The organism is Janthinobacterium sp. 17J80-10 (assembly GCF_004114795.1).
GTDB lineage: Bacteria > Pseudomonadota > Gammaproteobacteria > Burkholderiales > Burkholderiaceae_D > Paucimonas.
On sequence record NZ_CP035311.1, the window covers coordinates 2,282,641 to 2,306,667 of the forward strand.

14 protein-coding genes are annotated in these 24,027 nt (G+C 59.3%); 4 read left to right on the plus strand and 10 right to left on the minus strand.

What is annotated here, in order from left to right; genetic code table 11:
- Positions 1-77: 77 nt before the first annotated feature.
- Complete coding sequence (locus EKL02_RS10290; protein WP_128901960.1) at positions 78-842, plus strand: sulfite exporter TauE/SafE family protein; 765 nt, start codon at positions 78-80, stop codon at positions 840-842.
- 39 nt (positions 843-881) lie between these two features.
- Here EKL02_RS10290 and EKL02_RS18675 read toward each other — a convergent pair whose 3' ends face one another.
- The 7 genes from EKL02_RS18675 to EKL02_RS10325 all read right to left on the minus strand — a co-directional run bounded on the left by EKL02_RS18675 (position 882) and on the right by EKL02_RS10325 (position 8,815).
- Positions 882-1,253 carry a porin gene (locus EKL02_RS18675; protein ID WP_164932006.1) on the minus strand — a complete coding sequence of 124 codons (372 nt, stop codon included), beginning with the start codon at positions 1,251-1,253 and terminating at the stop codon, positions 882-884.
- Complete coding sequence (locus tag EKL02_RS10300; protein WP_128901962.1) at positions 1,220-2,089, minus strand: porin; 870 nt, start codon at positions 2,087-2,089, stop codon at positions 1,220-1,222. The genes EKL02_RS18675 and EKL02_RS10300 overlap by 34 nt, the downstream gene beginning before the upstream one ends.
- Positions 2,090-2,247: 158 nt before the next feature.
- Positions 2,248-3,651: a PLP-dependent aminotransferase family protein gene (locus EKL02_RS10305; RefSeq protein ID WP_128901963.1), complete on the minus strand. Its 1,404-nt coding sequence runs from the start codon at positions 3,649-3,651 to the stop codon at positions 2,248-2,250.
- Between the two features lie 136 nt (positions 3,652-3,787).
- Complete coding sequence (locus tag EKL02_RS10310; protein WP_241687864.1) at positions 3,788-4,984, minus strand: ABC transporter substrate-binding protein; 1,197 nt, start codon at positions 4,982-4,984, stop codon at positions 3,788-3,790.
- A gap of 75 nt (positions 4,985-5,059) precedes the next feature.
- Positions 5,060-6,712, minus strand: coding sequence for an acyl-CoA synthetase (locus EKL02_RS10315; RefSeq protein WP_128901965.1), 1,653 nt, complete (start codon positions 6,710-6,712; stop codon positions 5,060-5,062).
- A gap of 155 nt (positions 6,713-6,867) precedes the next feature.
- Complete coding sequence (locus tag EKL02_RS10320; RefSeq protein ID WP_128901966.1) at positions 6,868-7,686, minus strand: polysaccharide deacetylase family protein; 819 nt, start codon at positions 7,684-7,686, stop codon at positions 6,868-6,870.
- Positions 7,673-8,815 carry a glycosyltransferase family 1 protein gene (locus EKL02_RS10325; protein WP_241687686.1) on the minus strand — a complete coding sequence of 381 codons (1,143 nt, stop codon included), beginning with the start codon at positions 8,813-8,815 and terminating at the stop codon, positions 7,673-7,675. The genes EKL02_RS10320 and EKL02_RS10325 overlap by 14 nt, the downstream gene beginning before the upstream one ends.
- Positions 8,816-8,997: 182 nt before the next feature.
- Here EKL02_RS10325 and ftsH point away from each other — a divergent pair, with 182 nt between their 5' ends.
- Together ftsH and EKL02_RS10335 are read left to right on the plus strand one after the other, a co-directional pair.
- Positions 8,998-11,010, plus strand: coding sequence for an ATP-dependent zinc metalloprotease FtsH (ftsH, locus tag EKL02_RS10330; RefSeq protein WP_241687687.1), 2,013 nt, complete (start codon positions 8,998-9,000; stop codon positions 11,008-11,010).
- Positions 11,011-11,144: 134 nt separating this feature from the next.
- Positions 11,145-12,167 (plus strand): sterol desaturase family protein, encoded by a 1,023-nt coding sequence (locus tag EKL02_RS10335; RefSeq protein WP_128901968.1) that lies wholly within the window; start codon positions 11,145-11,147, stop codon positions 12,165-12,167.
- 31 nt (positions 12,168-12,198) lie between these two features.
- Here EKL02_RS10335 and EKL02_RS10340 read toward each other — a convergent pair whose 3' ends face one another.
- Positions 12,199-13,416, minus strand: coding sequence for a glycosyltransferase family 4 protein (locus EKL02_RS10340; RefSeq protein ID WP_128901969.1), 1,218 nt, complete (start codon positions 13,414-13,416; stop codon positions 12,199-12,201).
- Positions 13,417-13,864: 448 nt separating this feature from the next.
- On the opposite strand from EKL02_RS10340, the gene EKL02_RS10345 reads away from it, so the two are divergent.
- The gene (locus EKL02_RS10345; protein WP_164932007.1) at positions 13,865-15,184 is read left to right on the plus strand and encodes a PHB depolymerase family esterase; all 1,320 of its coding nucleotides are present in this window, start codon (positions 13,865-13,867) and stop codon (positions 15,182-15,184) included.
- A gap of 181 nt (positions 15,185-15,365) precedes the next feature.
- Here the strand turns inward: EKL02_RS10345 and ccrA are convergent, their stop codons facing one another.
- Entirely contained in the window at positions 15,366-16,679 is a 1,314-nt protein-coding gene (gene ccrA / locus EKL02_RS10350; protein WP_128901971.1) for a crotonyl-CoA carboxylase/reductase, read from the minus strand.
- 3 nt (positions 16,680-16,682) lie between these two features.
- Positions 16,683-24,014: a type I polyketide synthase gene (locus EKL02_RS10355; RefSeq protein WP_164932008.1), complete on the minus strand. Its 7,332-nt coding sequence runs from the start codon at positions 24,012-24,014 to the stop codon at positions 16,683-16,685.
- Positions 24,015-24,027: the final 13 nt, after the last annotated feature.

Genomic DNA, 24,027 nt, shown 5'->3' on the forward strand with positions numbered 1-24,027 from the left:
AATAATATGACTTGCACTCGCAGCGGTTGAGCTTTCAACCGCAAATTTTTTCTAAAGTAAGTAAGTTCAGGAAAACCGTGACCGCCCAACTTGTTCATGCAGTTTTGCTCGATTTGGCTTTGGGCGTCTGTCTAGGTACCGCAGGAGGTATGCTCGGCATCGGTGGCGGCTTGATCGCCATTCCTGTGCTGGGAATCTTATACGGCATGGATCAACATCTGGCCCAGGGCACCGCACTGGTGATGATTGCGCCGAACGTCTTGATCGGATTTCTGCGCTATCGCCAGCGTAACCATATCGACATGCGCGCCACGCTGTGGATGGGCATGCTCGCCACCATCTCTTCCTACATTGGCGGACGAATTGCATCGCATTTAAATGCCCAACTCCTCCAGTCCGCTTTCGCTACATTCCTGATCGTGCTTGCGACTTATTTCGTATTGCAGCAGCGCTTTGGGCACTCGGGCGAGGGCAGGGCTCCCATCCTGTCAAAAAAGCTCTTGCCAGTTTTGGGCGTGGCTAGCGGTGGCATGTCTGGCGTATTTACCGTTGGTGGCGGCCTGATAGTTGTCCCTGCGCTGGTCACGCTATTTGGCTTGACGCAGACCCAGGCTCAAGGCGTGGCGTTGGCTTTGGTCGTGCCAGGGGCAGTCGCTGCCTTGTTCTCCTACGCACAAGGCGGCCACGTGGACTGGATGGTGGGTATTCCTTTGGCATTGGGAGGGATTGCCAGTGTTTCGTGGGGCGTGGCGCTTGCCCATAAATTTCCGCCTGAACGCCTGCGCTTGCTATTCTGCGTAGTGCTCTACGGAACTGCTGGCATGATGCTGGCATTGAGATAACTGCCAGTTGGCGACTCGTCCCTTGGAAGTGGCAGACCGTCAGAATACATGCTTGATGCCCAACGCCATGGTCGTAACGGATTCACCTGCAACGACTGTTGACCCTGTCATGCTGGTGCCTGCATTAAACGGGTTGTACACACCCTGTGCGTCATTCTTCAATTGGCTGTAAAAGACGCCAACGTTCGTGCGTCTGGATAAAGAATAGTCATACCCAAGGCTAACAAGCTTGGCACCGGTGCGTCCTGGCGTATTGGAAATATTCCCTGCGCGGGTGTAGTGGGCCAGAACAGTATTTTTGCCGAATGTATAGCTGACCGGAACTTCCCATGCCGTACGCGTGCGGTCAGCACCGCCAGTGCGATCGGCAACCCGGCCTACTTGCAGCAATGAGGTGCGATCATATTGCACGCCTGCTTTCCATCCATTCTGGAAACGATAAAAACCAGAAAAACGCGCAGCGCGCGTATGGCGGCATTCGGCAACAATGCGCCAGCAGGGTTGGCAACAGTAATACCGCTACTGACCGGGCGGCCCTCTCTTTTATGATCCCAGTAGGCCAAAGCCAGATATATCGGCCCATTGGAATATGTGCCTGTAAGGACAAATACACCGCCATCGGAATAGGCCTTGGCCGGCGCGCCGATACCGGCATTACCGGCCGTGCCTTCCGTGCCGTTAGCACTCGTTGAATAGGCCGCGGCCCCTGTAAAGCCGGCATAACTGGGAGTGGCGTAGCGGAGGACGTTGGATACGCGTGTATTGGAGATGACTGTGCCGCCCACGTAGGAAAGAATGGTTAGCGTTGCGGTCATGTTGGTCGGCATGGCCGTGATATTGCCGTTATCCAGTAAGGCTTCTGCTATAAAGCCCTGGCTGCTCCACAACGCATGCTTGCCAAGCGTGATTTGTCCGAATCCGCCTTTGAGACCCACCCATGTATCGCCGTCAGCGAGGCCAGCGCCGGTTGCAAGACCAGTCGATTGACGTTGGTCGGTAGTGAAACGATTTTCAATATTAAAAATCGCGGAAAGACCGCCACCCAAATCTTCGGATCCGGCTATCCAGAACCGCGAAGTGTAGTCATCGTCAAGCCGCAACTCAGTGGAAGCGGCGCGAGTCGTATTGCCGATCTTGTAGCGCTTCAAGTCGGCCTGGATAACGCCGCCAATCCTGATATTCGTTTGCGCCTGGATCGCAGGGGACAGTGCGCCGAGAACGGCTAAAGTAATCAGGGATTTTTTCACCCAATAGTCTCCATTTAATTATTTGATTTGTAATTCGGAACACGTGGGCAGCAAAAGAAACCGAATAGCCTATTTTACATAATATAAATTATGCGAAATATTATATATTTTCGTACCGCCCAATTTCGAGCCCAAAACATCCTCCAGCCCGCTAGGCATCACTTTCCAGCCCCGGCAAGTTGCTGTATCTCCGGCACAAACGCCTCCTGAAACCTGGGATTGAGCACATGGCCGACGTTGAAGCGGCACCAGGCACTCGAAGCCTGCCCATCCACGGAAAAAATGGCGCCTGGCGCCAGTGCCACGTTGCGTTTCAACATTGCGCGCGCCAAATCGCTTGCGTTATCAATCCCGGGAAACCTCGCCCAGATAAACAGGCTTTGTGGCGACTCACAAAAAATCTCGGCACGGTTTGACTTCAGAAATTCGCCTGCTGCGCCATTGGCTTGCCTTACGCGTTCCTGCAGCCGCACCGCGTACCTAAGGAACTGCCCATCCGCCAGCACAGCATCCACCAAGCGCTCACAGTACTCCGATGTGCTGACATGCATGAGCATTTTGACATCAGCCAGATCGTTTGCGAGGTCTGGGCTGCAAGCCAAAAATCCCACCCGCAGTGCCGGTGCGAGCGACTTCGAGAACGTGCCGATATAAATGGTGCGGGATAACTGGTCCAGTGCCGAGATGCGCGTCGCACTGGGCTTATGGAAATCCGCCAGCGGATCGCTCTCCACGATGACCAGGTTGTATTTCTCGGCGAGTTGCAGAATCCGATGCGCCTTGGCCGGCGAAATGTCCGATCCGGTGGGATTATGGCCGACCGATTGGGTAAAAAACAACCGTGCATTGGTGGCTTTGATCCTTTCCTCAAGGACTGCGACGTCGGGACCATCCGCCTGGCGCGGCACCCCGCCAACGCGAGCGCCATGCAGTTTCAGTTTGCCGAACAGCGGATAGTAGCCAGGATCGTCGACCAGTGCCGCGTCGCCGGCCTTGAGGAAATAATGGATGACAGCGTTGAGCGCCATGTTGGCGCCGTGGGTGAGCACGATCTGACCCGGACTTGCATCAATTCTCAGATGCGCGAGCTTTTGCACGATATGCTGGCGTAACGGCAGATAACCATGGCGACTGCCGTAGCGATACAGGTAGTTGCGCCCTGCCCGGTCAAGCCTTTGCTGGTAGCGTGAAAGCTTGTTCTCGATTAGCCACTCCACTGGAGGAAAACCATCGCCCGACGGCAAATGCGTGGCGATCGGGCGCACCTGCTCGCGCATCAGCCAGACAATATCCATCGCGCGTTCAAGCGAGTTGGACTCGTCCTCGGCGTCAGGAATAGTGCGCTCGACGGCATAATAGCCGGAGCCTCTTTTTGGCTTGATCAAGCCTTTTGAAGCCAGGACTTCAAATGCGCTCACGACGGTGTTAATGGAGTGATGATGCATGACGGCGTATTGTCGGATTGAAGGCAGCCGGTCACCCGGCCGAATCGCGCCTTCGACAATTTGCCGCTCGATGGAGTCGCTGATGCTGGCAACGAGCGTTTTACCTTTTGTTTTCACTTTCGCATTGTCCGGCAATATCCTTGGTTCGAGTATACAAGATCGCTTTTCCGGAATGGCTCGACCCAAGAAAACGGGGCGGCATCCAGCCGCCCCCCTGACGTCACCCCGGCAGTTTAATGCCGCAGCCTGTTCATTACTTCCATAGCGCGCATTTGCTCTCGGACTTGGAAAGGAATGCCTGGTCGCCGGGTATCGTCTGCAGCAACTTGTAGTAATCCCAGGGATACTTCGATTCGCCCGGCTTCTTCACCTGCATGAGGTACATGTCGTGCACCATGCGGCCATCCGGGCGCACAGCGCCATCCTTGACGAACATGTCGTTCAGTTTCGACTTGCGGATCTGCGCGAGCACCTTGTCGGCATCGTCGGTGCCTGCATCCTTGACGGCCTTGAGATATTGCAAGGCCGCAGAATAATCGCCGGCCTGCAGGCTCGACGGCATTTTTTTCATGCGCGCAAAGTATGCTTTCGCCCAAGTGCGGCTTGCATCATCCTTGTCCCAGTACCAGCTGTCGGTCAGGTACATGTCCTGGGCCTGGTTCAGGCCGATCGAATGGATATCGTTGATGAACATGAGCAGTCCGGCCAGCTTCATGGTCTTGACGACGCCAAATTCATTGGCTGCCTTGATCGAGTTGATCGTGTCGCCGCCCGCATTGGCGAGGCCCAGGATCTGCGCTTTGGAGGATTGTGCCTGCAGCAGGAATGACGAGAAATCCGAAGCGGCGATCGGGTGCTTGACCGAGCCGACCACGGTGCCACCCGATGCCTTGACGATGTCAGCCGTGTCTTTTTCCAGCGAAGCGCCAAAGGCGTAATCGGCGGTCAGGAAGAACCATGACTTGCCACCCTGCTTGACGACTGCGCCACCGGTGCCGCGGGCCAGCGCAATGGTGTCGTAGGCATAGTGCACCGTGTAAGGCGAACATTCCTCGTTGGTCAGGCGTGAACTGCCCGCCCCGACTGCAAAGAATGGCTTCTTCTTTTCAGTGGCGACCTTGGCCATCGCCAGGCTGGTGGCGGAATTGGTGCCGCCGATCAGGACATCCACGCCCTGCTGGTCGAACCATTCGCGCGCCTTGCTGGCAGCAACGTCGGCCTTGTTGAGGTGGTCAGCATATACCACCTCGATTTTCTTGCCATTGATGCTGCCGCCCATTTCCTGGATCGCCATGCGGATGGCTTCGACGCCACCGGGGCCGTCGATATCGGCATAGGTGCCCGAAATATCGGTAATAAAGCCGATTTTCACGACGTCGCCTGACACCTGGGCGCTGGCGATGGTGTTAAAGGCAAGTCCGGCAAATGCCGCGCCAATGAGGCATGTCATTCTGGTTTTGTTCAATTGCATTTTGTCTCCTTTGTATGGATGGTTTACTGCAAGTCTTGAATTGAATCGTTTTTTTTATTGGGCGATGGTGCCCGCGCCGGATTCTTCCTGCTGCTTCAAAGCGCGGCGCATGATCTTGCCCGTCGGCGTGGTCGGCAAGGCATCGACAAAAGCGATGTCCCTGGGGTATTCGTGTGCGGCAAGGCGGTCCCGCACGAACCCCTGGATTTCCTTGAAGAGGCTTTGCGATGGCAAGAATCCGTCACGCAGCACGATGAATGCCTTGACGATTTCGGTCCGGACCTCGTCTTTTACGCCGATGACCGCAGCGAGCTTCACCGCCGGATGGCGCATGAGGCATTCTTCAATCGGCGCCGGGCCGATGCGGTACCCTGCGCTGGTGATGACATCGTCGTTGCGGCCGAGGTAAGTGATGTAACCTTCGGTATCCATCGAGCCGAGATCGCCCGTCACGAGGAATTCGCCGGCGAATTTTTCCCTGGTCGCTTCGGGGTTTTGCCAATAGCCAAGGAACATGACCGGGTCGGGACTGCGCACCGCGATATTGCCGGTGGCTCCGGCGGCAAGGATATTTCCCTGGTCGTCGACGATCTGCACGTCGTGCCCCGGAACTGCCCGGCCCATGCTGCCGGACTTGGGCGGATACAGCGGCGCGCAGGACGACACGACCAGGTTGCATTCTGTCTGGCCATAGAACTCATTGATGGTGACGCCAAAGACTTGCTGCCCCCAGGCGATCAGGTCGCTGCCCAGGGACTCGCCACCGCTGGCGACGGAGCGCAAGCGGTAGCGCCATTTCTCATGCGGCGTTTCAACGACGCGCAACATCTTCAGTGCGGTTGGCGGGAAAAATACATTGCGTACCTGGTGGCGCGCCAGCAGATCAAAAACGGCTTCCGGCTCGAATTTTTCCAGCCTTTTTGCCAGCACCGGGATGCCGTGGTAGAGCGAAGGCATGAGCACATCGAACAGCCCGCCAATCCAGGCCCAGTCGGCGGGCGTCCAGAACAAGTCGCCAGCCTGCGGAAAACCATCGTGCGAGACTTCGACGCCGGGCAAATGGCCAAGCAGGATGCGATGGCTGTGCAAGGCGCCTTTGGCCTTGCCGGTGGTGCCCGAGGTATAGATGATGATGGCTGGGTCATCGGCCAGTGTATCGAGTGTCGTGAATTCCACAGACTCTGTCCGCACGCTGCGCCAAAAGCCATGTGCGCCATCCGGCACTTCCTCGTCGGCCTCCTCCACATACACGACGTGCTGCAGCGTGGTCAATTCATCGCGCACCGCAGTGACCTTGCCCATGCCGGCGGCATCGGTGATCAACACCTTTGCAGCACTATTGTTCAGGCGATAGCTGATGGCATCGGGTCCAAACAGGTAAAACAGCGGCACCGTGATGGCCCCGATCTTGTAGGCAGCGATATGGGATATCAGCGTTTCGACGCCTTGCGAAAGGAATATGCCGATGCGGTCGCCGCGCTGCAGTCCTGCCCTGGTCAGCGTGTTTGCCAGCTGGTTCGACAGTGCCTTGATCTGGTCGAAGGTATACGTCGTGACCTTGCCGGCCTTGTCTTCATAGATCAGTGCCGGCCTGCCACTGCCGTCTGCCCATTTGTCGCAGACTTCCCGTGCCATATTGAAACGCTCGGGAACATGCCATTGGTAATCGACCTTGTCTTGCAGTCGGTAATGTTCCGGTCCGATCATTGTTTTGTCTCCATCATCCAGTTGCTTCGATCCCTGTTGCCGAGGTCACAATAGCACTTACTGTACCCATGAAAAAGGTACACTTTTACCAGACAGTTGGTTTGCTGTATTCAATTGCTTGAGTGCATTCGGCTTGTCAACGGAACATTGTGTGATCAGGGGGAAGTTTGCGACGGCTTGCCGAGGGTGATGACCTTCGCTTCTTGCCCGATGCGCCATTGATGCGCAAACGTTGCCTTTGTGACGGCATCGCGATCCAGCAAAAGTTGTTTGAGTAATTTCCTGGTATGCCGCAGCAAGGCCGGATCGTGCGCATCGCGTGGATGGAGGCTAAGCCGGACCAGCGGTGAATTCCTGAGAAAAAGGCTCAGAAGATTGATCCATTGTGGCGAAAGCAGGCGGCCAACTGCATTGCGAGCTGTATAGACCAGGCTCGGCGAAGCAATCCAATCCCGTCCATTGGAAAAATTCGTTCGTGGCAGAAGATAAAAGCGCCCTAACGTGGTTGTGTATTCAAACGGGAATTCGGACAGGACTGACCATGTCCCCGCTCCGATCAACCACGCAGGCGCGATGAATCCCTGCACGGGCCATTGACGCTGACGGAACCATGCCAATCCCATGGCAATGCGTTGACGCGCTTCGGCAGGATCCAGAGCGGCAAATTCGCCTTCGCGCTGGGTATAGATCGTCCGAAGCATGCGGCTATACAGGCTGCCGCGAACCGGGAGGGTGTCCAGATGGGTATAGCCATGCAAGGCGAGCTCATGTCCCTGGGACAGCAGTTTCTCCAGCATGCGTTCGTAGCCGGCAGGACTGCCCTGGCGGCCGTGATACCGGGGAATGACCAGAAGCGTGAGCGGAATATCGGCAACCGAGCGTACCGTTTCCAGCAAACGCTGGCATTCGGTCCAGTTGGCTGGCGCCACATCATGAATGGAAACGCACAGCGATTTCATGTCACTTGGCACCATAGGCGATTCCCGCCTCCGCTTCCAGTTCCTCGCGTTGATTCGTTGCCAGCAAGCCGGCGTAAAGACGCAGCAATTGTGGCACGATCCGGTCCCATGCGTACTGGCTGGTCGCAATTTGGCGCGCGTTGTTTCCCATCTGTACAAGATCCGTGCGGAAAACTGCCTCGATGCCTTCACTCAGGCTTGCCGCACTGTTCGGCGGCACCAGAATGCCGGTTTGCTCGCTCACCAGTTCGCCGACACCACCTGCGCTCGTCCCCACGATCGGCAAGCCGCATGCCATGGCTTCCAGAATCACCAGGCCGAAAGTTTCGCAATCACCGGGGTGTAGCAACACATCGCAACTGGAAATCAATTGGGCCAGCAACCGGGGATCCCGCATGAACGGGATGTAGGTGGTTTGTCGCGTCCGCGGCAACTCTTCACCGCTGCCGATCAGTATCAGGTGATAGGGTTTGCCCAGCTTGCGTACGGCTTCAATCGCCAGCAGCAGCTTTTTTTCCGGCGAAAAACGGCCGGCATAGACCAGAAGGCGGGTGTTTGGCGGCAAGCGCAATTGCGCACGCAAGGTGGCATCGCGCCGCTGCGGGCAAAAAACCCAGGTATCCACCCCAAGTGGCTGGTGGCGCACATTGTTCAATCCCATTGCGTGGAGTTGCTGAACCATCAAATTGCTTGGTGCAAGCACCATGTCGAATTTTTGATAAACATGCCGCAGATACGCTTGCGCCGCCTGTTGGGCCAGCGAGCCAAAGCGGCAACCGATCAGATGCTGCATGTCCGAGTGATAGAACGCCACAAGCGGGATATGATGCCGGCGCTTCATGCGCAGTGCCGCCCAGGCGCACGTTGAGGCATCGCCGACCTCGATCAGGTCCGGCTGCAGGCGTTCGAGTGCGCGATACGCCGAGCCAATCGACAGCGGCAAGCGATAACCTCTGATCCCCGGTATCGGCAGGCCGGGAATCGCCAGCACAGCCTGGTCGTGTTCGGCGGCGCGGATGCTTGGGCTGACAATGGTGTGCTCGATGCGGCTGCGACGCGCAAGCCACCGTGCCTTGGCGTTCAGGTAGGAGCGCACGCCACCGCCTTCGGTGGCATAGAACATCGTGATGTCGACCAGGTGCACGGGGAGAAAGATAAGTTTGCCTGCCCTAGAGTAGCGTTGAGGATATGGGGATGAACTGAGCTTCCTCAATTCCAATATGATCGACAGGATATTGCTATCGCGTGAAAAATTGACGCTACACTAGTGTCCCATGGACTGCTATGGCGCATACTGTGCGTACAGGCATTGGTCGCGGGAAAAACATGGCATGGCCCAAACAATCCGGCAATGAGCGTGGCATGCGCGGCTCCCCCGCCGGGAATCGCCCCGCGCCTGATGACAACAACTGGCAAAATGGCTTGCCGCGCAAGGCCTGGCTGGTCTTTCTCGGGGTATTGCTGGCCAACTACCTGCTGATGCGTTTCCTGTTTCCAGTGCAGGACGAGCCGCTCACCATTCCCTATACGGTTTTTAAGGCCGAAGTTGCCAAAGGAAATGTCACCGCGATTTTCAGCCAGGGAGCAGGCATCGAAGGGCGCTTTACGGCCCCGGTAACCTGGCCAGGCCCCGATGAGCAGAGTGGCGCAACGCGTGGCCGCGCCCTGCCAAAGCCGCGCACGGCGCATACCTTCACCACCACCCTGCCCCAATTTGTCGGGCCTGAACTGGAAGCATTCCTGATCGAACACGACGTCGAGATCAGCGCCGTGCCTATCCAGAGTGGCAATGGCTGGGCTACCTTACTCTTCGGCTTCGGGCCGGCGATCCTGCTGATTGCCTTTTACGTCTGGCTATACCGGCGTACGATGGCGCAGACTGGCGGCGGCCTGGGCGGTGGCGTGTTCGGCATCGGCAAAAGCAAGGCGCGCCGCTACGACCAGGAAAACAATGCCCGGGTGACCTTCGACGACGTCGCCGGCATCGACGAAGCTGAAAACGAGTTGATCGAAATCGTCGACTTCCTTCGCAATCCCGCCAAGTACACGCGCCTTGGCGGCGCCGCGCCGAAAGGGGTCTTGCTGATTGGCGCGCCCGGCACCGGCAAGACATTGCTGGCCAAGGCGGTCGCCGGCGAAGCCGGCGTGCCTTTTTTTTCGATGAGCGCTGCCGAATTCGTTGAAATGATCGTTGGCGTTGGCGCCGCACGCGTGCGCGACCTGTTCAAGCAGGCGCGCGAAAATGCCCCCGCCATCATTTTTATTGACGAGATCGACAGTATCGGCCGCGCCAGGGGCCAGGTCGTACTGGGCGGATCGAGCGAACAGGAACAGACCCTGAACCAGATCCTGACAGAAATGGATGGCTTCTCCAGCCGTGAGGGCATCATCGTTCTGGCGGCGACCAACCAGCCTGACGTGCTCGACAAGGCCTTGCTGCGGCCCGGTCGCTTTGACCGGCGCGTGGTGCTCAACTTGCCGGACAGAATCGGCCGCGAAGCCATCCTTGCAGTGCATACCCGCAAGGTGCCCCTGGCTGCAGACGCCAGCCTGATGGATCTCGCCGCCAGTACGCCTGGCCTTTCCGGCGCCGACCTCAGGAACCTGGTCAACGAGGCTGCGCTGCTGGCGGCACGGCGCGAGCAAAACGAAGTGCATCAAAAGGATTTCATCGATGCGCTGGAAAAGATTGTCCTTGGGCCTGAACGGCCGTTGCTGCTGACGCATGCCGATCGCGAGCGCATCGCTTATCATGAAAGCGGCCATGCCATTCTCGGCCTGGTCGTGCCTGGCGCCGACCCGGTCAATCGTGTGACCATCGTGCCGCGCGGGCAGTCGCTGGGCGTGACTTACCAGCGCCCGCAAACCGACCGCTACAACTATCCGGAAGCCTACCTGCGCGCGCGGATTGTCGGCATGCTGGGCGGCCGTGCCGCAGAGGAGATCGTCTTTGGCAACAAGACCACGGGCGCCGAAAGCGACATCGAACAAGCCACCCTACTCGCCCGCAACATGGTGACGCGCTGGGGCATGAGCGACGCACTCGGCATGGTGCAGCTGGCGCCACGCGAAAACACGTTTCTCGGCACCGAGCTTGGCGGCTCGCGCAACATCAGCGAGGACACGGCGCGCCGCATCGATGCAGAAGTATTACGGATCATCGATGAGTGCCATGCGCAGGCCAGGCGGCTGCTGGAACAGCATCGAATGCAACTCGACCTCCTGGTGGGCGCCCTGCTGGCGCGCGAAACCCTCGACGAGCATGAAATCCTTGAGGCCACCGGCTTGCCGCCAGCGCCGGCGCTGGAATACCGCCCCATCAAACCGGCCGGTAGCTGACCTGCAACACTGCCGTCATATTTGCCGACACCGCCCGTGGCTTCTTGAGGCCAATCAGTATGCCCGCGATTGAAATCAGGCAAGCTTGTTGACACAAGGGGAGCAAGCGAGTTTCCCCGTCAGCGGAGACAGGCATGCGCGATTCCCAAAGCACGATATCGACCCATCTGCGCAATTTCTCGGTATTCGCCGCTGCCGCCATCCTGCTCCTGGCCGGCCTGTCATATTTCAGATCGCATGCTCCTGGCGGCGCCGCAGAAGCCAGTCTTGCCGGCGTTTTCCTGTTCCTGCTCAAGGCCGGCGTCAAACTGCTGCCCTTGCTGTTGACGCTGCTGGTGGAATTCGGCCTGGCGCTGAACAAGCGGGAATTCCTGATGCGCCTGACAGCCTGGAGAAAGTCGCGCCGAATCGACCTGTATGGCTTTATCCTGAGCCATCTGCACAAGTTAATGGCGTTGCTGAAGATCGCTTTCACCCTGGGCATCCCGCTGCTGCTCGACTACCTGGTCCGGGACGGCATGCCATCCGAATTCAGCCTGTTTGTGTTATTCGAGCGTCTGGCCGGTTATCCTCTGGCGATCCTGGCGTTCGTGCTGATCGCGACCTTCTGCAACTACTGGGAACACCGCCTCTGGCACAGTGCCCTCCTGTGGCCGATTCATCGCTTCCATCATTCAGCGACGGATTACAACGTGCTGATCGAAACGCGCAAGCATTTTACCGAGGTGCTCATGACGCCGCTTTTCTTTACCTTGCCCATGATCCTGCTCGGAGCCCCCCTGGAATTCGTGCTTGCGTACCTCGCGCTCGTGCTCTTTCAGGGATTCATGAGCCATACCGATCAGTCAATCAGCTATGGCTGGATCGGACAGTTCCTGTGGATCGATCCCGTTTATCACAAGCTGCATCATTCTCTATCACCCGATCATATCAACAAGAATTTTTCCGGCACCCTGCCCTTGTGGGACAGGCTGTTTGGCACGTATGCCCATGCAGACCACCCGATCGAAGTTGGTGTCAGCGATGGGCCGCATTACGCCACCCAGCCAATCTGGAAAATTTACCTGATCGATTTTTCGGAATTGCTGCAAAACCTTGGCGGTGCAGTCAAGGAAGCGCTTGGACGCCGCGGTGGAATCCAAGCGGCGGAGGAATAACTGGCTGCCACTTGTTGCTGCGGCAGATATTTCAATGCATTTCGCTGGATGGCCGGTCTTGCAAAGTAATGGGGTCGTCAAAGCGGGAGCGGGCATTCTTGCAAGGGGCGCCGGCATCCAGATGCAAGGCCCGGATTGCCTGCAGAAATGTTGGCTCGATTCTTTCCCAGAGGTATTGATTTCCGCTCATCCGGGCGCGGGTTTTCATTTCATGCAATTCCCGGCGTCGCCTGGCCAGGTGGCGAATGGCCTTGCCGAGACTGAAACTGTCGTACTTGAAAATCAGGCCGTTGCGGCCATGAGAAACATATTGGGTATGGGTGCGAATGTCGCTGGCCAGCACAGGCAGCCCCGACACCAGGTATTCGAAGAGCTTCGTGGGCGGGTTGAAGCGCCACCAGGGCTGGTCTTCCCACAAGCACAATCCGGCATCCGCTGCCTTCATAATCGCAGGAATTTCTGTTCCAGAAACTCGGCCGCAGACAGTGACTGCGCTGGCAATGCCAAGCCGGATGGCATAGCGGCGGCAATAGGCGACTTCCTCATCGCTGGCGCCGATTAAGGTGAGGTGTGCCACCGCCCCTTCCCGATTGGCCAGCCTGATTGCTTCAAGCATCAGGTCACGGCCACGCGGCTTGCTGACCGTACCGACATAGACCAGGCGCAGGGGAGAATCCGCCGCTACCGGCTGCTCGGGCAGCCGTTCCGCGAAAGCCTTGTCGACCCCCATGTAGATCAGCTTGACACGATGCGGAGCGCATCCCTGTTCCAGCAAGTCGTCACGGTGCGCTTCGCCGATTGGCATGACCAGCGTTGCGCGGCGTGCTGGCTCGAAGAACAGCCAGCGCAAGGCGAGTTTGCGTGCCATGCGCTTTAGCATGGGATGGGAAGGGGGAGATGCGGTGAAGCGGCTCGGATGTTCATTCCAGTAAAGTGCCGTGGGAATCCGCCCGAGCAGCCACACCATTGGCGCCAGGAGGGAATGCAACAGGACCACGCAGGCGGGCTGTCGCGCCCGTAGCAATCGGGCGCAGGCAAGGATGTACTGGCACCAGCCTTTACGGCCCTCGCCGTGCGGTAGAACGATGTATTCGATGCCGTCCATCAGCAAAGCCGGATCAATCAGCGGCGCATGACTGATTACGGAAACCTGATATTGCTTGGCCAGCGCCCTGATCCGGTAAGAAAAATCCAGGAATCCAGGCTGGTCATGCGAAAATCTGGTGACAATTATGCAATGTTCTCTCATCCCGTAAGTTTCACGTTCACTTTATATGATTAGAAATGATGCGAACCGACTTGCGTCCGCATTAAAAAAGTAAAGCGGACGGGTATACCTGCCTGCACTAGCCGGGCAATAAACGTTCAGTTTAGGGAAGATCGCTTGCCGGGCGCTGACAATCCACAAACATCGAGGCTGTCTCCGATTTCCGACAGGGGAGGAAGCTAACTTTCGCGCGCGCCCGGGGTGTAAATCCTTGAATAATCTGAATAATCTGGATGACTGTGGACCTTGATCGCACTGACTGGCCGAAATACCAGTCCCGCAAACATAGTAAAAATACCATGTTGAAAAAAAGATATGGACGACTTGTTTTATTATCACTCCGTCATGCATAACTGATATTTATTATTTTAATAACAATAAGTTTCAATTCCCTTAAATATAAACAAGGAAACGACCAATGCGTTCTAATATGACATTAAAAACCCTGGCAGCGCTGCTGGTGGCCGGAGCATCGGCTTCCGCCTTTGCGCTGACCCCAGGCACTGGCACATGGGTGAAAGAGACCACGCTGTTTGGCTTGCAGGACGCATACACGTATGTCCCGAAAAATACCGCGCCGGCCACGATTGGCCAGGGCCGTGCGCTGATGCTGACCTTGCATGGTTGCGCCATGACCGCATCGGGCAACGTCATCAATAAAAAATATAACTGGGAAGAAACCGCTGAAAAGTACGGTATGGTCGTCGTTGCGCCGACCGTGCCCTCCGGTACGACTGCCACGCGCACCTATTCTGGCTGCTGGGACTGGTTCGGTGCAAACCATAGCCGTACCACCCGTGATGAAGCGATTCTCCTCAAACTGATCGATGCAGTGAAGGCACGCTCTGGCCTGGATATCGATCCGAAACAAATTTATGTGACTGGCCTTTCCTCTGGCGGCGGCGTTGTCGTCACGCTGGGTTGCGTCGCTCCCGACGTTTTTGCCGGCATGGGCATCAACACCGGCCCCGCGCTGAACACCGCCGCCAATGCCGGCGTCGGCTCCAAGGCAGCCCGCACGCCGCAGCAAATCGCAAATGACTGCAAGGCGTACGCCGGCCCTAACAGCACTGCACTGCTGACGCAACTGACTTCGGTTGTGAACGGCTCCAGGGACACGACAGTCGACCCCACCCACTCCTGGGCTAATCGTGACGGGATGAAGGTCGCTTATGGTGCATCCTTTGACGGCGGCAGCTTTACCGAAGTTAAGAGCGTTGGCAAGGTCTGGAACGATAACCAGAACCGTCCCCGCGTCTCCTATATTGAAGCAACCGACATGGCGCACGCATGGCCGGCAGGTGCAGGCGGCAGCGGCGGTGGTACCTGGGTGGATTACACCCACGTCAACTATCCTGCCTACGTGACCAAGTTCTTCTTCGAGAACAACCTGCGTGTAGAGCGCGATCCGAACGCAACCACCACTTCGACGACATCGACCACTTCGACGACATCGACAACTACCACGACGTCGACCACCACCACGACCACTGTCAAGGATGGTCCGGTGACCCCGCCGCCACCGCCACCGCCGCCAGTTGAACCGCCGCCCCCGCCACCACCTGGCACGGCGCCAGTCTGCTACACGGCAAGTAACTATGCACACGTGTTGGCTGGCCGCGCCTACAGCTTCTGGGGTGTTGCACGTGTAGTCGGTTCGAACGAGTACATGGGATTCGTGAATACCTTCACCAGCACCACGCTGAAGAAGACCGGCACCTACACCTACGCGATCGGCACCTGCAACTAAGCGCAGGGCGTTCCGCACAGTCCAGAAAATCCCCCGGTTGGAAGCAACCGGGGGATTTTTTGTCGATTGGCTCTTGTCGCGGCCAGCGCGAAAGCGCAACCATGCGCCGTACCTTGCCTGGTCACGGCATAAAAAAAACCGCCGTAGAGGCGGTTTTTTGTTGTGCGTTGCGCCAGTGGATTCAACCGGAAAACCGCTCCTCGATTTCTTCCCGTGTCTTCATCCCGGCGATATCGCCCGGCATGATGAGCACGCTTGCATTGCCGATAATCTTGTTGTTGTACAGGTCATGGTGCGCCTGCGGCAGGTCATTGTAGGCATAAGTACGGCTGTTGATGACGTCCACCTTGCGCTTGGTGATCAGGGTATTGGCCTGGCGACAGTCGAGAAAGTTCGCATAATGCGAGCCAAGGATGCGCTTCTGGTGCATCCACAAGTGCCGCACGTCGAAGCTGAGTTCGTAACCGGTGGTGGCGCCGCAGATCACGATACGGCCGAAGCGCGCCGCCAGGAATACGGACGTGGCGAAGGTTTCGCGCCCGGAGTGCTCGAAGACGACGTCGGGCGAGCGCTTCTGGCCGCAGATTTCCCAGATGCGCTTGCCCATCGCCTTCATCATCTGGTTGCGGCGGGCATTGTTGGCGGCCGTTTCATAATGGTTGAACTCGGTATCGGTGACTTCGTAACCCTTGAATTCGGTGCGGTTGATATAGCCGATGGCGCCGAGTTTCATGCAGAACTTGCCTTTTTCCTCGCTGGACACCACTGCAATCGCGTCAGCGCCGACTTCGCGGCACAGTTGGAGGGCATAGGTACCCAGGCCGCCGGCGCCGCCCCAGATCAGCACCAGTTCGCCGGGCTTGATCTGCGCCTGGGTAATCAGCATGCGGTACGCGGTGAAATAGGTCAGGATATAGGATGCGGCATCTTCCCAGGCCAGGTGCTTCGGCTTCGGCAAGATCTGCTGGGCCTGGACTGCGACGAACTGGGCGTAGGTGCCGTCAGGTGTTTCATAGCCCATGATGGCGTGGTTCTGGCTGCTCATCGGGTCGAAAGACGTGAAGTTGGGGTTGTTCAGGCCGCCATTGCCGTGTTCCAGGCATTGCTTGAAACACGTGACAATGACTTCGTCGCCGACCTTGCAATTCCTGACGTTCTTGCCGACCTGCCAGACGATGCCGGAGGCATCCGACCCCGGTACATGATAATCCTGATCGTGCAGGTTGAAGACGCTGATCGGCTGCCCCAGTCCCGCCCATACCGTGTTGTAATTGACGCCCACGGCCATCACCCGCACCAGCACATCGTTGTCGCCGACTTGCGGCACCGGGACCGTGCGCTCGACCAGGGCTTGCAGCGGCTCGCCGAAACGGTCTTTCTCGATCACCCAGGCCTGCATTCTTTCCGGCACGACGCCTGGCGTGCCGTATTCCTGCAAGCCATAGGATTGCGGACGGCCTGCAGATTCCTGGATGTTTTTCAGTATGGCAGACATGGTTTATTCCCCCATTAACGATGCAATTGGCTGGCCCTGGCGAGCGACGATACTGGCCAGGTTGCGGTGGTAGCGGCCGGCCAGTCCAAGGACATCAGCACTGGCGAAGCGGCGGTTGTCATATGCGAAGCGCACCCAGGTCTGCTCTTCCGGCACCACGAATACCCGTAACGGGAAGTGCCAGCCATCGACCCAGTCGGCGGCGATCGAACGGATCGGCAAGGCGCCCTCCCCGGACGCTGCGCGCGGGATGTTTTCGAAGATGAAGTTGCTCGAATACAGGGGCGCAGCACCCTCCCCCTCCAGCAATTCGGCGATGCGCGCCAGAGGCAGGCCCGCATGCGCTTGCGCATCGGCATTGGCGCCATGCACCGCCTGCAGCAGTTGCGTCACACTGGCGGCGGCATCGACGGCAAGCCGCACCGGCAGCGAATTGGTGCACTGGCCAACGACTTCCGCGATACCTTCATAGTCGGCGCTGCGCCCGGAGACCGTGACGCCATAGACGATATCGCGGCTGCCACTGACCTGGGCCAGCGACAGCGCCCAGGCCGCCTGGAAGACAGCATTGGCAGTCGTCTGGCTGGCGCGCGCGCATTCCTGGATACGGTCCAGCAAGGCGGCATCGACCGTCAGCTGGTGGCTGGCGTAGCGGTCTTCGCCTGTAGATGGCACCGGGCTGCAAACCGGCAGTGCCGCCAGCGGATCGGTGGGTCGGTAGCCGGAAAAGACCTTGCGCCAGTGCGCTTCGTCGCTGGCGGCCGGACGCTGCGCCAGCCAGCGGACATACTGGCCGAAGTCGGCATGGTCCGCCAGTGGCGGCACCTCGGCGCCACCGACCATGGCAAGCAGGCATGCCAGCAAATCCTTGCTCACCAGGCTGGAAGTCCAGCCATCCAGGATGATCTGGTGGTTCGACAGCACAATCGCGAATCGCCCGGATTGCGGCGCCAGCGTGATGTGATACAGGCGCAGTGCCGGTGCCCGGGTCAGGTCGTAAGGCTTGCAGCGATCCTCCGCCATCAGTGCCTGCACGGCTGCTTGTTGCGCTGCTTCATCAAGATGCGAGTAATCCAGCGCAGTCAGTGCAAAGTCCGCATGGCGGCAAACGACTTGCAGCGGCACGCCATGGTCATCTTCGATGAAACGCGTGCGCAAGACCTTGTGGCGCGCCACCAGCGCTTGCCAGACTGCCTGCAGGAGCTGCCGGTCGAGCGGGCCTTCCATGACGGACAGCGCTTGCGAGACATTGCTGCGCTGGCCAGCGCGATAGCGGTGGTAAATTTCCGACTGCAGTGCAGTCAGGGCATAGCAGTCTTCCACGTCCGCAGCCACGATGCCATGCTGCGCCAGGGTGGCATCCGGCAGGTGGCTGCGCTGGTGCGCCGCATGCAGCCCGGTCCAGTCGGCATGCGCGAGTTGCTGCAGCAGCTCGGCCAGATTGTCGAGCAGGCGCCGGACAGTGGCTTCCGTTTGGCGCCCGGTGCTGTAAGTCCAGTTCAGTTCCAGGCAGCCATCCTGGATCAAGGCGGCAATTTCATGCTGGTACAGGCGGTGGTTGTCGGCGCCCCGCAAGGCATCGATGGCGCACTCCTGACCGCCGGCGGGAAGGTCGACCTGTCCAAGGTAATTCAGCGATACCTGGGGTCGCGGCAATCCGGCGAGGCGCGCGCGCAGATCGGCATTGTCATGGAGATTGGTAAGCCAGGAAAGGCTCAGGCCCTGGCGCGGCACGGCATCGATTTGCGCCTTAATGCCAAGCAGTTGTGCCGGCAAGGCTTGCGGCTGCAGCTGCAGGAATAGCGGTGCGCCGCTGCCGAACCAGCCGACCGTGCGGCCAAGATCCAGCCCGTCGAGGTCAGGCCGGCCATGGCCGACCACGTCGAGCGCGACATTTGTGCTGCCTTGCCAGTCGGCCACCGTCCTGGCCATCCCGGCGATCAACAGCTCATTGAACTTGACGCCTGTGGCACGTGCAGCTTCCTGCAAGGCTTGCGTTGCCTCGGCGCTGAGCCGGGTGGCAAGGGTATGCGCATCGCGCTGCCGGTTTGATCCGTTCGAAAAATCCTCCGGCAAAGTCGTCGCCGATTGCGCGGCGTTGCTGCCGATTTGTCCGGCAGCTTGCTGCCAGTAGGCGATATCAGGAGCCAATGCATCGGTATTGGCCACAACGGCCAGCTGTTCGGCAAATGCCTTGTACGACGACGTCTTCGGCGGCAATAGCGCAGCCAGGTCGCTGACACCCTCGCCGGCAGCGACCAGTGTCGTTAAATCCTCGAGAACGACGCCCAGCGACAGCGCATCCATCACCAGGTGATGGGCGATGATCGCCAGCCTGGCGCCGCCGTCGGGCAGCTTGAAGCAGGCCAGTTTGCACACCGGACCGCCCTGGATGTGCATCTGTTCCTGCACACGCTGGCAATGCGACTGTATGCTTGCGTCGAGGGCGTCCGCCGGGATGCCCGACAGGTCGGCATAGTCGGCATGATGCTCCGCCTGCAGCTCCGGATAAACCTGCTGCCAGGCGCTGCTTTCATGGCTGCGGACAAAGTGCGAGCGCAAGGCATCGTGATGACTGACCAGCGCGGCTACGATTGCATTCCAAGCTTCGGGCGCCACCGGCTTTGCAGCGTCGACCAGCAAACCGACGTTCCAGCGGTCGGCATCGGCCCAGGCTGTATCCAGGAATTGCTGCTGCACCGGCGCGCACACCGCTGCGCCGCTGACCTCGCCCTGCTCGACCACGATCGCGGGCGATTTATTCAGGGATTGGGCGATCTGCGCGATGGTGGGCGTGGCGAACATCTGCTTGGGGTCGACCAGCAAGCCCATTTTCTTGGCCTTGACGACAATTTTTACGCCCAGAAGGGATTCGCCACCGAGTTCGAAGAAATTGTCATGGATGCCGATTTTGGCAATGCCCAGCGTCTCTTGCCAGATTGCAGCAAGTAGCTTTTCTTCCGGGCTCGACGGCGCGACATATTCTGTCGACAGGCTTGGCCGCTCGTACAGCGCGAGGCTGTCTGCAGTGGCGCCATCGGCTTGTGCTTCGGCGGCGTCGCCATCCTCCGCCATGGCATCGGCGAGCTTGCGGTTCTTTCGCAGCAATTGCTGGAAGTCGACGGTCGAGATGACTGTTTGCGGCTTGCCGCTGGCGAGCGCGCGGTGGATTACTTCCACCCCTTCGCGCGGCAGGATTGCCGTCTTGTTTTCCTGCAGGCGCTGCAACAGTGCCGGGTCGCCTTTGGCGCGCGCAGTTTGCAGCGGCGTGCTCCACACGTCCCAGTTGATCGACAGGTAACGGGTGGCGCCGCCATCGCCTGCGGTAATGCGGTGCGACTGCGCCACGGCATCGAGATAGGCGCACGCGGCGACATAGCCAGCCAGGCCATAGCCGGTGGTGGCCACCGACATCGAGGAACACAGGAGCACCAGGTCGAGCTTGTCCTCCGCCAGCGCGTCCAGCAGGTTCCGGGTACCCCGTACTTTGGGCGCCAGCACCGCTTCGATGATGTCACGCGAGGTTTCACGCAGCGGCACGAATTCGCCATAACCGGCGCAATGCACCAGGCCATGGATACGGCCAAGGGCGGCCCTTGCCTGGGCAAGCGCTGCGGCAAGCTGGATGGCGTCCGTCACATCGGCCTGCAGCAGCAGGATCTGGGCGCCGGCAGCGCGCAATTCGCGGATGCTGCGAATCTGTTCCTTGAGGACGGCATCCTGGGTAGCCTCGGCGAGGATGGCATCCCAGTCCTGCTCCGCCGGGAAAGCGGCACGCTGCAGCAGCACCAGGCGCGGACGCACTGCAGCCAGCGCCTGCGCATGGGCGAGACCCACGCCGCCCAGGCCGCCGGTGATGACGTAGACGCCATCCTGGCGCAGCGGCAGCTGGTCCAGTTCCGGCCCGGCGGTCTCCATCGGAATGAAATCCCGGACAAAACGCAAGCCGTGGCGCAAGGCAACGGTATCGCCATCTTGCTGCCCGAGCGGAGCAACGAGGCGGCGCATCTCGGCAGCGACGGCATCGGTCAGATGGGCACTGGCCGGTTCGCCGCTGCCGGCATGGATATCGAGCGTGGCAAAACGGACATGCGGGAATTCGTAAGGGATCACCCGGGCAGGCCCGGCAACCAGCGCCTGCAGGCAGTCGACCTGGTCGCCCGAGAGCACCGCTTCGCGGTCTGCCGTGACGGCGAGAATCGATACGGCCCGGGATGGCAGGCAGGCATCCAGCGCCTGCGCCAGGTAGACAAAGCTCAGCTGGCAATTGACATAGCCCTGCGCCTCCCCTTCCGGGCGGTCAAGACTCCAGCCATGCAGCACGGCATCCGCTTCGACTTGCCGCTTCCGCAAATGCTGCAGCAAGGTGACGTAGTCGCCCGGAGCAGCGGCATTGATGCGGTACTGGTGCTCGCCGGCTTCGGCAAAGGATTCCCCCAGCGTGACCGTGATCGCGCGCGCGCCCTGCATGCGCAGGCGCTCTGCCACCGCGGCAAGAATGCCGCGCCCGTCGACGAATGCCAGCACCGTCTGCAAGCCGCCCGCCGCGCTGACTGGGGGCGCGGGCGCAATCTCCTGCAAACGCCAGGCGGGTTGCCAGAACCAGTCCGCCACCGGCAACTTGGCGCCCGACTGGGTTGCTGCCTTACGGTTTTCCACCCAGTAGCGCTTGCGCTCGAATGGGTAGCCCGGCAAGGCGATGCGCTTCCTTTGTTCATCGCCGTGGAATGCCTTCCAGTCCGGGGCAATGCCGCTCAGCCAGAGCTTGCCCAGGGTTTCCAGCAAGTGGCACTGGTCATCCTTTTCTTCCTTCACGTGGCGCAGGCTGTTCAGCAACACACTGGGTGAATTCGGCGGCAACTGGCTGCGCACGAAGCTGCACAGGGCATTGCCGGGGCCGACTTCGACGAACACCGTGTTTTCATCCTTGAGCAACGTAGCGATGCCGTCGGAAAAGCGCACGGTCTGGCGCAGATGGTTTTTCCAGTAGGCCGCAGTGGCGATTTCCGCCGGATCGGCCCAGTCGCCGGACATGTTCGAAATGAACGGAATGCTTGGTTTGCCGAACTTGATGGAGGAGAGGAATTGGCCGAAGTCCTGCAGGATCGGATCTACCATCGGTGAATGGCCGGCGGTATCGATCAGGAGGCGCTTGTATTCGACCTCGCGGCCTTCCAGGATTTTTTCGAACGCCTGCATCGGCGCCAGGCGCCCGGCCACCACGCAGCGGCCCGGATCGTTGATGGTGGCAATCGACACGCCATCGATCAAGAGCTGCCGTACCTCGTCGGCCGGCAGGGTCACGCTCAGCATGGCGCCTTTTTCGATTTTTTCGAACAGCGCGCCACGGCAGCAGATCAGGCTGACCGCGTCTTCGAGGCTGAAGACCCCGGCGATGCAGGCGGCCGTATATTCGCCCAGGCTATGGCCGACAAGCACATCCGGCTTCACGCCCCAGGACATCCACAGCTTCGCCAGGCTGTATTCCACCGCGAACAGCGCGGCAAAGAAGTTCTTCGGTTTTTGCAGGATGGCGGCATTTTCTTCGGCGCGCGCGGCATCCGGGTAGATCAGGCCCACCAGGTCCAGCCCCATCTTTCGGCGGAACAGCGCCGCGCATTCATCCAGGCTGGCGCGGAATGCCGGCTCCTGTTCGTACAGGCCGCGCGCCATGTCCACGTGCTGGGTGCCGCCGCCGGGGAACATGAAGACGACCTTGCGCTTCTTGTCCGCAGCGCGGCCACTGAAACCCTTGGCAGGTCCGACCTGTCCCGCCAGGCGCGGCGGCTTGTCGTCCTGCAGCACGAAGGCGCGGCGGAAAGCGAAATCCTTGCGCCCGACTTGCAGCGTATAGGCGGCATCCGCCAGCTTTTCGCCAGCATTGTTTTTCATCCAGTCGGCCAGGTTTTCCGACATGCGATCGAGCGCTGACGGTGTCTTTGCCGCCAGAAGCAGCAATTGCCAGGCGCGGCTGCCGGACGATTCGGTTGCCGGCGGTTCTTCCAGCACCACGTGCGCATTGGTGCCGCCAATGCCCAGCGAGCTGACGCCGGCGCGCGCCGGATACTCGCCTTCTTCGATGCGTTCGAGCTTGTCGATGACGTAAAACGGGCTGTTGTCGATATCCAGCTTGGGATTCGGCTTTTCGAAATTCAGGCTTTCCGGAATCACCTTGTGCTTGAGCGACAGTGCCGCCTTGACCACGCTGGCCGCACCGGCTGCCATCCCCAGGTGCCCGATATTCGACTTGACCGAGCCGATGCCGCAAAAATTCTTTTTTTCCGTCTGCAGACGGAAGGCGCGCGTGAGCGCCGTGAATTCGATGGGGTCGCCCAGTTCGGTAGCCGTGCCGTGCGCTTCGATAAAGCGGATGCTGTCCGGCTCCACGCCGGCGACCGCCTGCGCCTCGGCGATGATATTGGTCTGCCCCACGATGCTGGGCGCGGTGTAGCCGATCTTTTCGGAGCCATCATTGTTGACGGCAGAGCCCTTGATCACTGCGTAAATCGTGTCATTGTCGGCGAGCGCATCGTCCAGGCGCTTGAGCAGCACGAAGCAGGTGCCGGCGCCGCCGACCGTGCCCTGCCCTTTCGCGTCGAATGCCCGGCAATAGCCGTCGGGAGAGCTGTAACCGCCCTGGTGATAGATGTGGCCGGTGCAATTGGGCGTGGCAAGATGCGAGCCGCCGGCCAGCGCCATCTTCGACTCGCCGTTCAGCAGGCTCTGGCAAGCCAAATGGATGCACACCAGCGACGTCGAGCAGGCCGTTCCCAGCGCAATGCTGGGCCCGTTAAGGTTGAGCTTGTAGGATATGCGCGAGGCGAACATGTCCTTGTCGACACTGATCTGGGTATCCAGCGCATCGCCGGCAGTCGTGGCTTCGTCGCCCTTGAGCAGGTTGAAGATGAAATACGTGCTCATGTTGACGCCGGCGAACACCCCGATGCTGCCATTGACCGATTCCGGCGTGTAACCGGCATGTTCCAGCGTCTGCCAGGCCACTTCGAGCGCAAAACGATGCTGCGGGTCCAGGTTGGCGGCTTCGCGCGGATTCATTTCGAAAAAATGCGCGTCGAACTTGTCCTGGTCGGGGATAAAGCCAGCGGCGGGAACGAAGTTCGGGTCATCCAGCGCAGCCTGCGATACCCCCATGCGCTCGAGTTCCTCGCGTGAAAAGCGTGTGATGCAATCGGTCGAGCTGACCAGATTGGCCCAGAACTGGTCGATATTGTCGGCCTTGGGAAACCGGCCAGCCATGCCGATGATGGCAATGTCGTTGTTGACATCATCGTAAGCGTCATCGGTGCTGTCGTCGTAGGCGTCGTTATTGTGCATTGTTGTCGAATCA

Coding starts and splice junctions, on each gene's coding strand:
- EKL02_RS10310 (WP_241687864.1), bottom strand. CDS start 4,984: ATGACATGCCTCATTGGCGCGGCATTTGCCGGACTTGCCTTTAACACC.
- EKL02_RS10315 (WP_128901965.1), bottom strand. CDS start 6,712: ATGATCGGACCGGAACATTACCGACTGCAAGACAAGGTCGATTACCAA.
- EKL02_RS10320 (WP_128901966.1), bottom strand. CDS start 7,686: ATGGTGCCAAGTGACATGAAATCGCTGTGCGTTTCCATTCATGATGTG.
- ftsH (WP_241687687.1), top strand. CDS start 8,998: ATGGCATGGCCCAAACAATCCGGCAATGAGCGTGGCATGCGCGGCTCC.
- EKL02_RS10335 (WP_128901968.1), top strand. CDS start 11,145: ATGCGCGATTCCCAAAGCACGATATCGACCCATCTGCGCAATTTCTCG.
- EKL02_RS10340 (WP_128901969.1), bottom strand. CDS start 13,416: ATGAGAGAACATTGCATAATTGTCACCAGATTTTCGCATGACCAGCCT.
- EKL02_RS10345 (WP_164932007.1), top strand. CDS start 13,865: ATGACATTAAAAACCCTGGCAGCGCTGCTGGTGGCCGGAGCATCGGCT.
- ccrA (WP_128901971.1), bottom strand. CDS start 16,679: ATGTCTGCCATACTGAAAAACATCCAGGAATCTGCAGGCCGTCCGCAA.
- EKL02_RS10355 (WP_164932008.1), bottom strand. CDS start 24,014: ATGCACAATAACGACGCCTACGACGACAGCACCGATGACGCTTACGAT.